Below are 13,699 nucleotides of genomic sequence, written 5' to 3' on the forward strand. Positions count from 1 at the left end.
CTATTTCTTTGTTAAGTTATTTTCATTTTCCCCTATTTGTTCCTGTGCGATACTGATACTTTTTTACTTACTTGGTGTTCTTGCCCATAATATATTCTATATTCATCAAAGAGGTTATTATGGAAAAAATATTTCAGCTGCCCTTTATCCTCGCTGCCTTATCCGGAGCCATCATGGCCGGACAAGGCACCTTAAATTCTCAGCTCAGCCAAAAGACATCCCTTATTTCTTCGACTTTGGCGATTCATCTCGTTGGCACAATCGGGATATTAATCGCAGTTCTTTTGCTTAAAGAACCGGTACTGACGCATCACTGGCGGCAGATCCCCTGGTACCTCTATCTCGGCGGGATCCTCGGCATCTGTATCATTGTTTTAGTATCTGTCTCAATCTCTAAAATGGGGGTCTGCAATGCGACAACGGCAATTATTATCGGGCAGGTAAGCACTGCGGTAATCATTGACCATCTCGGGCTATTCGGTACGCATAAAATCCCCTGGAGTCCCTGGCAGCTTGCGGGCTTAGCTCTTTTTGCCTTGGGAGCTAAATTACTTTTTCGTTAAATCGATCCCCCGCCCGCATTAATTGTATTTAAATTACTGATGATTGCAAAAACTTCATTACTGACGACATATTTGTGAACTTTACCATTTTCAGCGATAATAATAGTAGCTTTCTTTTCATTTTGTTGATCATTCGCTATAATTTTCATTAGAAAGGTGTATGTTTCCAAAGACATTTTTAGTTGTTTGAATTCTCCGTCGGCGACAAACACCACCCAATAGCCTTCTGTAAATTCACTTTCTCCGTAAACAGAACTGTAGACGTCCGGTAATTGTGGGGTTGTCGGTTCTGTCACTGTTGATGTCGGAAGCGATATTTCGTTGACATCAGCAGACTCTTTTATTGGGCTCGTCAAGGCAGAATAAATGCTTTGGTATAAACTGGGGAACAAAAGATAGCCCACTACTCCCACGATGACTACCCAAATTGCTACCGCCTGGATATCGGTCCATATTTCATTACGTGGGGGACGTCCCCATGAGTTCCGCATTTCACCCACCTCATAGTATTTATACGTGGATATTCAGATGAATATGATGAATAATTGTTTTGTGCGGGCTAAGTTTAATCAGGTTGAAAATGCGATGAGTCACCATTAACAGACTATACTGATGTGTGATTTTTAGATAAAGATCTTTGAGGTGTTTAATGGAACAGATAAAAAACAAGCTCGGACTTCTTCCTGCCAAACCTGGTGTTTACCTCATGAAGAACAACAAAAACAGAATCATTTATGTAGGGAAAGCCAAGATTTTAAAAAACAGAGTAAAATCGTATTTTCACGGTTCCCATGACCAAAAAACCCAACAGCTTGTCAGCCAAATCGCTGATTTTGAATATATTGTCACTTCTTCCGAATTGGAAGCGTTAGTCCTGGAATGCAACCTGATCAAAAAATATTATCCCCGCTATAACATCATGTTAAAAGATGATAAGACCTATCCTTATCTCCTTTTAACTTCTGAGAAACATCCCCGCATTCTTGTGACAAGGAATGTCAACCGTAAAATGGGCAAGTACTTCGGCCCCTATCCCAATGCTACGGCAGCGAAAGAAACTGCCCGTCTTTTGAACAGAGTATTCCCCTTACGCAAATGTACCCATATCCCCCATGAACCTTGTCTCTATTTTCATATCGGCCAATGCCTGGGTCCTTGTATAAATCAGCTCAATCCCGAACAATATCAGGATGTTCTGGATAAGATTACCTCTTTTCTCAAAGGGAACCAGAAAGATATCATTCGCTGGCTGGAAGAAAAAATGAATTCAGCCTCAGCAAACCTGCAATTTGAGAACGCCAAGGAATACCGGGATCTGATTCAGGCCATCCAAACCATTAGTGAAAAACAAAATATCACCTTAAATGATTTTCGAAACAGAGACTTTGTTTCCTATCGTTTTTCTGATGAACTGCTCTGTATTCAAATTTTCTATTTTCGGCAAGGTAAGCTTGTCGCCAGAGATAACTTCCTGTTCCCCTATTATGAAGAACCGGAGGAGGCCTTCGTTTCTTTTCTCCTGCAGTATTATGACAATAAGAATAAAATACCTGATGAAATCTGTCTTCCGGAAAACAAATCTCCTCTTCTCAACCATTTGCTTCCGGTCACTGTCCCTAAAAGAGGAAAGACTCTGGAAATCATCAAACTGGCCACGAATAACGCTGAAACGGTCCTTCAGGAAAGAACCTCTTTAGAAAAAATAAAAACTGAAAAGACATTGCTTGCCTTACAAGGTCTGGGAGAGCTGCTGGATATTGATCCCCCTCAAATCATCGAAGCTTTTGATATTTCTTCCATATCCGGGACAAATATCGTTGGGGGCATGGTACGGTTTGTTCAAGGTAAACCCTGTCGTTCCCATTACCGTAAGTTTAATATTGACTCCTCTTCTGTCAATGATGATACATCGAGTATGAAACAGGTGGTATTCAGAAGATATGACAGGCTTTTAAGCGAAAATCACCAGATCCCGGACCTCATTCTTCTTGACGGAGGAAAAGGACAAATCACGGCGGCCCTGAACAGTCTTGATGTTCTTGGTTTATCCATTCCGCTTGCCGGTATGGTCAAAAACGAGGAGCATACAACCAGAACCCTCATCAATGCTGATGGCGCGGAAATTGATCTGGCCAAATATCCGGATGCCTTTCGTCTGATCCAGCAAATCCAGGAAGAGGTCCACCGTTTTGCCATAACCTTTCACCGGCAAAAAAGAATTAAAGATCTTACCAGTTCTGAGCTGGATTTGATTCCTGGCGTAGGACCGAAACGCAAACGGGATCTTCTGTTAAATTTAGGGTCACTGGCAAACATAAAACAATCTTCAGTCGAGGACTTCAGGAAAATCGGCTTGCCGGAGAATATCGCTCTTGCCATATACAGCTATTTTCATGGTGAAACTGGATCATAAGAGTTTTCAAATTCAGTTTTTTGTCAAAACTTGATATAATATACAAGGATTTAATCTATTCAGGAGTGATTTTTTGAAAAACAAGTATTCAATTATCATTGTTCCACCCGACCACAACAAGCCCACTCGTCAGATCCAGTTTACTTTGCAGGGAAAGAAGAAAGTCGTTTCCGGTCTGATTGCGGCAGGACTCCTGCTTTGCGGTTTAATTGGTCATGATCTTTATCAGTCTGGTTACATCCATAAATATCAGGATAAGTATGCCTATGTTCAACAACTGGAAGCTGAACTTGAACGAAAAGATACGGAAATAGCCAGCCTGAATCAGCAGACTGAAATGATCAATCACAACCTTGAGATCATATCTTCCTTAGAAAATAAAATAGCCGCTGTTCTTAAATTCAGCGGTCAAGGCGATCTGCCCTCAACAGACAAAGGGTCTGCCGCTCTACAGTCCTTCAGCACAGCGGAAACCCTTTCTGATGCCGCTCAAATGTTGGATTCTAAAAAAAATATTTTACAGGAATACTATAATTCCACGTTAACCAATGGGGACAAGGTTGACCATACCCCCAGCCTGCTGCCGGTAGAAGGTGAGATTACCTCCCCTTTCGGCTACCGGAACAATCCCTTTGGCGGGCAGTCTATTGAATTCCACAACGGAATAGATATCGCCTGTAACTATGGCACTCCTGTTCTGGCAACAGCTGACGGAATAGTAACCTATACCGGCTGGGATGTCACATATGGCCGAAAGGTAGACATCAGCCACGGGTTTGGGATCGTAACCTTTTATGGCCATAATTCCAAGCTGGCGGTGAATATAGGGGATCAGATCAAAAAAGGTCAGATTATTGCTTACAGCGGAAACAGCGGCCGCAGTACAGGCTGCCACCTGCATTACGGTGCCTATCTGAACGGTAAGAGTGTAGATCCGCTTATTTTTACCGATTTAAATATTGATTCAAATGATAATAAGGAGCAGTAAATATGTTTGGTTTAAAAGATTCTTCCGGACCCAAAAATGAAACAAAGCATTCGCTGAAAAACTCCAGCTTAAACATTACCGTATTGGCCGAAGAATGTGAACTTAAGGGCAGCATAACCTGTAAAGGAAGTGTACGAATAGACGGTAAGGTGGAGGGAGGTCTCAGCATTGCCGGGGATCTGATTATTGGCCCCACCGCAAATCTCCAAGCCGATATCGAAGCACGTAATGTCAGTATTGCCGGGGAGGTTCAGGGAAATATCAAAGTCTCGGAGCTTTTGGAATTAAGCTCGACAGCCCGGATTCACGGGGATGTTACAGCAAAAAGCTTAAAGATTGAAGAAGGGGCCCGTTTCAATGGACGCAGCACGATCATAGAAGGCACGGGAACATCAGAAGATAGCCGGATAAAGAATACCCCTGAAAAAACAGCTAAAGGGACGCCGCGAAATTAAAGTTTCGTTGCGTCCCTTTCCTTTTTCATTTCATCCGCCGATGTCTTATTGTTTATTCCGACCAGCGTTATTCCTGCCAGTCCGCCAGATATTTTTCCTGTTCCTCGGTTAAGCTGTCGATTTGCAGTCCCAGTGAAGTCAGACGCATCAGGGAAACCTCGTCATCAATCACATCCGGGACTTTATAAAGATGCTTTTTTAAGTCCTTGTTTTTTGTCAGGTATTCCACCATTAGAGCCTGCAAGCCAAATGACATATCCATGACTTCAGCGGGATGCCCGTCACCGGCGGCAAGATTAACAAGCCTGCCTTCGGCCATCAGATAGACTTTCACACCGTTTTCCAGTGTGAATTCTTCAATATTGGACCGTACGGTCCTTCTGCTTACCGCCAGTTCTGCCAGATCCTGTTTGTTGATCTCCACATCGAAATGCCCGGCATTGGCTAATATTGCTCCATTTTTCATTAATGGAAAATGGTTTTTGTTGATCACATTGATATTCCCTGTGACAGTAATAAAATAATCTGCTTCGGGAGCCGCGGCCCTAAGCGTACGTACTTCAAATCCATCCATCCAGGCTTCATTGGCCTTAACCGGGTCAACTTCGCAAATGATCAGTTTGGCGCCAAGACCTCTGGCCCTGAGGGCAACCCCCCGGCCGCACCAGCCATAACCGACAACACATACTGTTTTTCCGGCAACGACCAGATTTGTTGACCGCATAATCCCGTCCCAGACGGATTGGCCGGTCCCATACCTGTTATCAAAGAGGAATTTACTTCTGGCATCATTGACGGCGATCATGGGGAAGGGTAAAAGTCCCTCCTTATCCATGGCTCTCAGTCTTTTGACGCCGGTAGTCGTTTCTTCCGCGCCGCCTTTAACTTTGGAAATGAGCTCTCTTCGGTCTCTGATGATGGTTGAAACCAGATCCCCCCCATCATCAATGATATAATCAGGTTCAAAGTCCAAGGCCTCGTGAAGATGAGCGGTATATTCCTCTTCTGTCGCCCCATACCAGGCATGGGCCCGTACTCCCTGGTCAACTAACGCGGCTACAATATCATCCTGGGTGGATAGTGGATTGCTGGCCACTACCGCCACCTCTGCCCCTCCGGCTTTGACTGTTAAGGCCAGGTAAGCGGTCTTGGCTTCTAAATGGAGGCATAACAAGATCCGCAGGCCTTTAAAAGGCTGCTCTTTACTGAATCTTTCGTGAATGCAATTCAGTACAGGCATATTCGGTTTGACCCAGTCTATTTTCAGCTTACCGCTGGGAGCAAGAGCGATATCTTTTAATGAAGAACAATTTTTCATATGGCACCACCTTCATCAATTTCTCCGGCTCTGAAACCAATCCCTGAAATTGTCTTATTCTTTCAGGGCTCTGCTCTCTTTCCTTTTTTCAGGACTCTATAGCTTCCCGGCTTTTCTGGACAACTTTATCTGCAATTGCCGCGAATCGATCAGATTGATAATCTTCAATTCTGCCGGCATCGGACAATTCTGTCAGAACAGGTTCAATCGGAAGTTCCCCCAGGAAAGGAATTTCATTGAATTCAGCCTCTTCTTTTCCCCTGGCTTTTCCGAATAACTCAATTCTTTTCCCGCAATCCGGACATTCTACAAAAGCAAAGTTTTCCACCATCCCGTAAAAATTCACATCATACATTTGCGCCATTTTGATCGCTTTACGGACGACCATATTCGCTAACTGCTGAGGCGTTGTGACGATCACCACGCCATCAACGGGAATTGACTGAAATACGGAGATCGGCACATCTCCTGTTCCCGGCGGAAGGTCGATCAGCAAATAGTCCAACTCGCCCCAAATCACATCGGTCCAGAATTGCTTTACAAGCTGGGAAATAATCGGCCCCCTCCAGACAACCGGATCATCTTCCTTGGCAATCATGAGATTCAGGGAAATAACCTTGATCCCCGTTGATGTTTCTACTGGAATGATCCCGGTTTCATTGGCATCCGCCATGTTTTTCAAACCAAAAACCTTGGGTATGCTTGGCCCTGTGATATCGGCGTCAAGTATTCCCACTTTATATCCTTTACGCTGTAAGCTCACGGCCAGCATTCCGGTTACTGAAGACTTCCCTACTCCTCCCTTACCACTCATAATCGCAATAACTTTTTTAACGTTACTGGCTTTCTGAGCTTCGGTCATTTCCGGAACAGTAGGGCAACTGCCTGAGCAATCGCTTGCCGAAGAACAGCCACTACAGGGACTCCCCATTTTCGTTACCTCCGTTGTATTTTCTTTTTTCCCAAATACCAGGTAAGAATAATTTCTGGCAAATAATATAGTATCAGGGATCAATCAATTCCGCAAACTCAAAATACCCGTTAATGATTTTCCAGCAAACTTTCCAATTCATTGACCATTGAGGCAAACACCTGCAAGCCTTGTTTGACCGGCTCGGGCTTTTCCATATCTACCCCGGCTTTACGCAGCAATTCAATCGGGTAATCCGATCCGCCGCTCCCCAGAAAATCGAGGTACCTCCTGACTGCAGGCTCTCCTTCGTTTAAAATCTGCTGGGCCAAAGCAGTGGCTGCCGAGAAACCTGTGGCATATTTATAGACATAAAAAGCATTATAAAAATGCGGGATTCTGGACCATTCCATAGCGATTTGCTCGTCGGAGACCACATCCGGTCCATAATATTTTTTATTCAGTTCAAAATACATACCAGAAAGATACTCTGCCGTAAGAGCTTCGTTTTTCTCAACCGCGGCATGAATATCTCTTTCAAATTCCGCAAACATGGTCTGTCTGAAAACCGTACCGCGGAACTGTTCTAAATAATGGTTGATCAGATATGCTTTCATCTTATTGTCGTTCGTGTGCTCGATGAGGTATTTTATTAATAAAGATTCATTCAGGGTAGAGGCAACCTCAGCGACAAAAATCTTATATCCGGCATACAAATGGCTTTGCTTTTGGTTGGAAAAATAGCTGTGTAACGCGTGGCCCATTTCATGGGTAAGGGTAAATACAGAGTCCAAGGTCTCTTGATAATTGAGCAGGACGTAAGGATGGGAACTGTATGTTCCCCAGGAATACGCTCCGCTGGTTTTGCCCAGATTCTCATAAGTATCTATCCATCCGGAGGAATATGCCGAATCCAGGACTTTCAGGTACCCTTCTCCCAGAGGCTGCAGACTTTTATTCACCATATCTCTGGCTTCTGCAAAGTCAATCTTGGTCTCAATCTCCGCCACCATCGGAACATAAATGTCATACATGTGAAGCTCAGACAATTGAAGAACTTTCTTCCGTAATTTTGTATAACGGTACATTTCCGGTAAAAAATCATGTACAGAGCTGATCAGGGAATCATAAACGGAAAGTGGAACCTTATCATCATCTAAGGCGGCCTGGCGCGCCGAATCATAATGTCTGATCCGGGCAAAGAAACAATCCGCTTTGACACTGGCATTGAGCATAGCCGCCCAGGAGTTGATTTGCCGGCCATATGCCGAATAAAGTGTATTGAAAGCATCCTGCCGTACAGCCCGGTCCTTACTCTCCATATATTTTACAAAATTTCCTTTGGTCAGTTCCTGTTCCCTGCCCTCTTCATCCTTAATCCTGCCCAGTTTTAAATCCGCATCATTAGCCATGGAAAAAATTGTGCTGGGCGCATCTGCCATTTCACTGGCTTCAGCCAAAAGCTTTTCCTCGGCCAAAGAGAGAACATGTTCTTTACGGCGCAAAATATGATCAAAATAGTGATCGTAAAGCTCCAGCCTGGAATCTTGGCGCAGTTCCGCAAATCTGTCGTCCGGGATGCTCATCAGTTCGGGAATAAAGAAAGACAAAGCACTTCCCGCTTGAACCGAAAGGGTAGCGGCCCGGTCCGTCATTGCCTGGTAAATGGATACCCTATTATCCTCATCCCGGCGCATTTTGGCATAGGTATAGATATTTTCCACACCAAGGCTTAACTCATCGGTCCATTGCAGGCACTCCACAAGAAGGTCCGCACTTTCGGCAATTTTACCGGCATACTTTTCAGCCTGAGCGATTTTCTTCTCCGTCTCTTTGTATGTCGTTTCCCAATCGTCATCACTTGGGAAAATATCCTCCAGCTTCCATTTGTCTCCCTGAGCAATCTCATCTCTGGTTTTGAGTACCTCAGTCAAATTAATCCCTCCCGGATTTTCTGTTTCCTTTATTATACACACGACCAACTTAAATTTCTAATCGGACCATTGGGAATAAGGGCTTGCCCCCAGATTTTGATTTGAATACTTTTTCTCAAAAGTAATTTCCTGATTTGCATCTACCCAGGACGGGAAGCTCAATGGATAATCCATAGATGGTAATTCCACATCCACGGTGATCAATCCTTCATTTTCCCCACCGTAAACATCAATTTCCCAAATCAGTCCTTTAAATTCAAGACAATATCTGGTTTTCACAACAGGCGCAACGATGGCCAACATCATTAGTTTGGCTTTTTCTTCTTCCGTTATACCGTTTTTTTCTGTTTCTAATTCAAAGCGGCTGCCATTATGATAATATTCCTTAACTGTAAGATAGACGTTTTCTCCAATAATTCTAAAACGGACCGAAGGATCAAGACTGAAATATCCCTGATAAATTGTTGTTCCTCCGCGCAAAGGGGGCAACCGGTCTTTATGGACCAAAAACTTTCTTTCAATTTCCAGACCCATGATCCCTCTCCTTTCTCTGATGGAATGATCGATTAGCCTGATTTTATTATATCTAAAAGCAGGTGGCAAAAGCAAAGCAGGCAGCGTACGTTCCACTGCCTGCTTCGTCCACCTTGTCCACCTTTTCTCCCAGGAAGGTTCCCCATCCTTCCAAAAGATATTTTACTTGATCAAAAAGTCAAATGCAAGTAACCTTTCTAAAAGATTTATAAAAATTTCTTTTTCAACAGATCATTTGTAATCAAGCCGTTGATTTCTTCCGGTGAGCACAATATCTTTTCCCTGATTGCTTTTTCAAACAAATTCTCCAAACAATCCGGTATTTCCCATCCGGTCGTATCCTTCAACCGCTCAACCGCCTCCCCGGCTTTCCCGCTAAAACTTTTTTCCGTCAGGGCTTCCAAAACGCTTTGCGCAAATTTAAAAGGACTGGCCGTGGAAACAATCACAGTAAAAGCGGGATCTCCGGTCTTTTCTCGATAGTCCTGGTACACTTTCATCGCCACTGCGGTATGGGAATCAAGCAAATAAGAAGAATCTGCATAAACCTTTTTTATCGTACTTTTTACAGCCTGCTGGTCGCACCATCCGGCCCACATCCCGTCTCTGCAGGCGGTCAAAACCTCCCTGTCCACCTCGAACCTGCCGGATGAAGCTAACTGTTCATACCATTGCCTGACCTTTTTCCCGTTTCTTCCGGATGCCTCGTAGAGGTATCTTTCAAAATTACTTGATATTAAGATATCCATAGAGGGTGAACTGGTCAAATAGAATGGCCTGTTGCTGTCGTAAATCCCTGTTTGGAAAAAATCAGCCAAAACTTTATTGTCATTGGAAGCGCAAATCAGATTGGCGATTGGCAGCCCCATTTCCCGGGCATAATAAGCTGCCAGGATATTGCCGAAGTTCCCGGTAGGCACAACAATATTGAGTTTTTCGTTTTCTTTGATTTTGCCTTGTTTGAACGCCTGAATATAAGCCCAAAAATAGTAAACAATTTGCGGCAGCAATCTTCCCCAGTTTATGGAATTGGCCGAAGAGAAAACCATTTTATGCTCCAATAACTCATTTCTCAGCTGTTCTGAGGAAAAAATATCTTTAACGGCATTCTGGCACTGGTCAAAGTTCCCTTTAACAGCCACTACTGTTGTATTTTGCGCCTTTGTGGTCAGCATTTGTCTTTCCTGGACCGGACTGACACCGCCTTCCGGGTAGAAAACAATGATCCTTGTCCCCGGGACGTCTTTGAAGCCTTCCAGGGCCGCCTTGCCCGTATCTCCCGAAGTAGCCGTCAGAATAATTACTTCTTGTTCTGTGCCAAGTGTTTTGATACTGGAAGACAACAGATAAGGTAAAACCTGAAGGGCCATGTCTTTAAAGGCTGCTGTCGGGCCATGCCAAAGCTCGAGGACGGAACAATCCGCCAATCCGACAAGCGGGACGGGATTAGCAGATGAAAACCTGCCGTCTTCATATACCTTTACTGCTTTTTCGATATCTGCTGAGGGAATATCCGTTAAAAACAGATTCATCAAGGCTGCTGCCAATTGAGAGTATGTGCTGTTCTGATAATCCTGCCATCTGGCCTTGGGCAGAGCTGTCGGGACAAAAAGCCCTCCCTGTGGCACCATGCCCAAGGCAATCACTTCAGCGGCACTTTTAGTTGAAAAATTTCCCCGCGTACTTTCGTACAAATGATCTCCTCCTATTTATGAAGCAACATTTATGGAGCAACATAAACTAATTTTAAATTATTTATTTTTGAGGTTCAAGTATGACAGGAAATATTGTGATAATTGTTGAATTTTAAGAGATTAAGTATTTGTCATTAATCACTTTACGATAAGCATTAAAGGTGGGTAAACATGGACGAAATTTTATTTACAGACGATAAGTACAGACGCCAATACAGGCAGACTCTCCAATTGGGACTGATTAAAATTGTTCAGGACCTCTTTCCTTTAGAAAAGCTGAAAATACCCTATTCGATTCTGGACGGCATCTACTGTGAATTATCAGAATCCCTCGTTTCCAGCCGGGAAGTAAAACTGATTGAAGAAACTTTAAAAAGATGGGTTTCCGAAGATCATCCTATTGAGTTTATCCGAATCATTAATTGATATTATGAATATCAGGTGGGCGATACCTTAATTCAAAGCATTCACCCTGCTTTTGACCATTCTTCCATCATTAAAAATTTTGAATTAATCCATTTCCCTCCCGGCTTTATTCTGCATTTTTCTGAAAAACCAACCAAGCATCCCTCTTTCCTGCTGCCGGAAAAATTATCAGCTACTTATGCCGAATCCCAGCGCTGGCTGGAAAATATCAATTTAGACGGGGTCAATGACGTCAATAATTATATCTCTTACGGGAGGTCTCTGGAACTGATCAGCATCGCTGAAGCCCTGCATGAAAAAAAGATCTCCAAAATCGCCGATATGATCTATGAACAAAAAAAAGCGATAAAAGTTGTTCTTATCTCAGGTCCTTCCTCATCCGGCAAAACTACTTTTACCCAGCGCCTCTCTACCCAATTGAGGGTGAATGGGCTAAAGCCCGTCTCACTTTCTCTTGACGACTATTTTTTAAACAGAGAGGATACTCCCAGAGACCCTTCCGGTCAATATGATTTTGACGCTTTAGAAGCACTGGATCTGGAGCTCCTCAATAAACAGCTTGAAAAACTGATCAACGGTAAGATTGTCGAAATTCCCATCTTTAACTTTTTAACCGGCAAACGTTCTCCCAAAGGAAGATTCCTGCAGCTGGGGAAAAACGAAATATTACTGGTAGAGGGCATCCATGCCCTAAATCCCAACCTTCTTTCCTTTGAAAAAAAGGATCATTTCTTTAAAATTTATCTGAGTGCCCTCTTTCTTCTGAATATTGACGGCTTGAACCGTGTCCCAACCACAGAGGCCCGTCTGATCAGGCGCATCGTCAGGGACGATAAATTCCGGTCATTCTCTCCGGAACGGACCTTAAAACAATGGGCCAGTGTAAGGCGAGGGGAGAATAACAGTGTGTTCAAATACCAGGAGGAAGCGGATATCATGTTTAATTCCAGTATTCTGTATGAGCTCAATGCCCTCCGTCCTACAGCGGAAGTTCTTTTGCGAAATGTTCCTGAGGATGATGAATATTATGATACGGCAATCAGACTGCTCAATTTGCTTTCCTTTTTCAAGCCCATGGAATTGTCCCAGATCCCGAGCAATTCTATTCTCTGTGAATTTATTGGCGGCAGCATTTACTCAACCTGATTAATGATTAATAACTGGAGATGAATTAATGGATCAGCCCAATGCAAGAACAGCCGAGATCATCACTATTCTGGCTCAAACCTATCCGAAAGCCGGATGCGAGTTAAATTTTTCCAATCCATACCAGCTTCTGATCGCGACAATTCTAAGTGCCCAATGTACCGATATTAAGGTCAATGCTGTGACAAAAAGTTTGTTTGCCGATTATCCTTCAGCTCAGGAAATCATCAAGCTTTCTCAGACAGAGCTTGAAAATATTATCCGTCCCTTGGGTCTGTTTCACAATAAAGCCAGAAATATTCTAAGTACCAGTCAGATCTTATTGGATAGATATCAGGGAGAAGTCCCTTCCGATATGGCAAGCCTGGTCTCTCTTCCAGGTGTTGGGCGCAAAACAGCCAATGTCATCCTGAGCAATGCCTTCAACTTTCCGGCTTTAGCTGTTGATACTCATGTATTTCGGGTATCCAGACGCTTGGACCTGACAAGGGGAAAAACGCCGCATCAGGTGGAGCTTGATTTAACAGCGCAAATCCCCCGGGATTTATGGAGTAAGACCCACCATTTGCTGATTTGGCATGGGAGAAGGATTTGCAAAGCACAAAAACCTGCCTGTCCCAGTTGTCCTTTACTTGACCTGTGTCCGTCTGCGCAATGAATACCCTGGCCTAAATCATTTTCCTTTTCCCCAAATATTTCCAAATGGAAAAACCTTTTTTTACGTACCTTCCAAAAGTTGTGGCTGCTGCAACGGGGTGTCCATCTGTCTTTTGATCAATGATTTCAGCAAACTCAGCCTTAATGTTCTCTGTAATCATTCTTGTATTAAATACCGTGTCTTTCAAATCATCCGCGATATCGGGTAAATTTTCATTTACCGTGTCTAAAGCCTGGTCAATTTTGTTCAGGGTTTCTTCAGCGTGAACGAAAGTCTCCCCGGCCCGAGCAACGGCATCATTGGCAAGGATGATCGCTTTATTGGCCTGTTCTGCAATTTTGCTTGCCTCATGAACGACTTCGTCAAGACGTATAAGGTTTTTGGATACACGATTGAGAAACACAGCAACATAGATACTAAACATGGTCACGACAACCGATATGACTATTGTGCAGACTGATAAAACATCCAAGATTTTCACTCCTTCCGGAAACATTTATTTAGCCGATGCTGCTTTAGCGGAACTTGGCGCAGAATCTTTATTTTGTTTTTCCTTTATTTCTACAAAATTTTGTTTAATTCCTTCCCGCCCGTTTGACTTCTTGATCTGACCATAGTTTCTCCGGACAAAGAGTCAGGCATTCAATTTATTCGCTTTTC

At 43.5% G+C, this 13,699-nt stretch carries 12 protein-coding genes and 1 pseudogene; 6 read left to right on the plus strand and 7 right to left on the minus strand.

The window, feature by feature from the left end:
- Positions 1 to 119: 119 nt before the first annotated feature.
- Positions 120 to 563, plus strand: a complete 444-nt coding sequence (locus tag SGLY_RS09740) for a DMT family transporter (protein ID WP_013625122.1) — start codon at positions 120 to 122, stop codon at positions 561 to 563.
- On the opposite strand, the gene SGLY_RS09745 is transcribed toward SGLY_RS09740, so the two are convergent.
- Positions 560 to 1,054: a hypothetical protein gene (locus tag SGLY_RS09745; protein ID WP_013625123.1), complete on the minus strand. Its 495-nt coding sequence runs from the start codon at positions 1,052 to 1,054 to the stop codon at positions 560 to 562. The two genes, SGLY_RS09740 and SGLY_RS09745, sit on opposite strands and share 4 nt — an antisense overlap.
- A gap of 158 nt (positions 1,055 to 1,212) precedes the next feature.
- Between SGLY_RS09745 and uvrC the strand changes: the two genes are divergently transcribed.
- The 3 genes from uvrC (at position 1,213) to SGLY_RS09760 (ending at position 4,419) form a co-directional block, all read left to right on the plus strand.
- Positions 1,213 to 2,976, plus strand: a complete 1,764-nt coding sequence (gene uvrC / locus SGLY_RS09750; RefSeq protein WP_013625124.1) for an excinuclease ABC subunit UvrC — start codon at positions 1,213 to 1,215, stop codon at positions 2,974 to 2,976.
- A gap of 73 nt (positions 2,977 to 3,049) precedes the next feature.
- A complete protein-coding gene (locus SGLY_RS09755) occupies positions 3,050 to 3,964 on the plus strand; it encodes a M23 family metallopeptidase (RefSeq protein WP_013625125.1) in 915 nt (304 codons plus the stop codon).
- A 2-nt stretch (positions 3,965 to 3,966) separates the two neighbouring features.
- On the plus strand, positions 3,967 to 4,419 hold the full coding sequence (locus SGLY_RS09760; protein WP_013625126.1) for a bactofilin family protein: 453 nt from the start codon (positions 3,967 to 3,969) through the stop codon (positions 4,417 to 4,419).
- A gap of 67 nt (positions 4,420 to 4,486) precedes the next feature.
- Here the strand turns inward: SGLY_RS09760 and SGLY_RS09765 are convergent, their stop codons facing one another.
- The 5 genes from SGLY_RS09765 to thrC form a co-directional block, all read right to left on the minus strand.
- A complete protein-coding gene (locus SGLY_RS09765; RefSeq protein WP_013625127.1) occupies positions 4,487 to 5,737 on the minus strand; it encodes an adenosylhomocysteinase in 1,251 nt (416 codons plus the stop codon).
- 88 nt (positions 5,738 to 5,825) lie between these two features.
- On the minus strand, positions 5,826 to 6,668 hold the full coding sequence (locus SGLY_RS09770; RefSeq protein WP_013625128.1) for an Mrp/NBP35 family ATP-binding protein: 843 nt from the start codon (positions 6,666 to 6,668) through the stop codon (positions 5,826 to 5,828).
- 110 nt (positions 6,669 to 6,778) lie between these two features.
- Positions 6,779 to 8,581: an oligoendopeptidase F gene (pepF, locus tag SGLY_RS09775; RefSeq protein WP_013625129.1), complete on the minus strand. Its 1,803-nt coding sequence runs from the start codon at positions 8,579 to 8,581 to the stop codon at positions 6,779 to 6,781.
- Between the two features lie 57 nt (positions 8,582 to 8,638).
- On the minus strand, positions 8,639 to 9,211 hold the full coding sequence (locus tag SGLY_RS09780) for a CYTH domain-containing protein (RefSeq protein WP_242822943.1): 573 nt from the start codon (positions 9,209 to 9,211) through the stop codon (positions 8,639 to 8,641).
- Positions 9,212 to 9,321: 110 nt separating this feature from the next.
- Positions 9,322 to 10,809 (minus strand): threonine synthase, encoded by a 1,488-nt coding sequence (gene thrC, locus SGLY_RS09785; protein WP_013625131.1) that lies wholly within the window; start codon positions 10,807 to 10,809, stop codon positions 9,322 to 9,324.
- A 171-nt stretch (positions 10,810 to 10,980) separates the two neighbouring features.
- Here thrC and SGLY_RS09790 point away from each other — a divergent pair.
- Together SGLY_RS09790 and nth are read left to right on the plus strand one after the other, a co-directional pair.
- Positions 10,981 to 12,381 (plus strand): annotated as a pseudogene (locus SGLY_RS09790) (uridine kinase family protein).
- Positions 12,382 to 12,409: 28 nt separating this feature from the next.
- Positions 12,410 to 13,039, plus strand: coding sequence for an endonuclease III (gene nth / locus SGLY_RS09795; protein WP_013625132.1), 630 nt, complete (start codon positions 12,410 to 12,412; stop codon positions 13,037 to 13,039).
- A 10-nt stretch (positions 13,040 to 13,049) separates the two neighbouring features.
- On the opposite strand, the gene SGLY_RS09800 is transcribed toward nth, so the two are convergent.
- Positions 13,050 to 13,511 (minus strand): hypothetical protein, encoded by a 462-nt coding sequence (locus tag SGLY_RS09800; RefSeq protein ID WP_013625133.1) that lies wholly within the window; start codon positions 13,509 to 13,511, stop codon positions 13,050 to 13,052.
- Between the last annotated feature and the right edge of the window lie 188 nt (positions 13,512 to 13,699).

The organism is Syntrophobotulus glycolicus DSM 8271 (assembly GCF_000190635.1).
GTDB classification, from domain to species: domain Bacteria; phylum Bacillota; class Desulfitobacteriia; order Desulfitobacteriales; family Syntrophobotulaceae; genus Syntrophobotulus; species Syntrophobotulus glycolicus.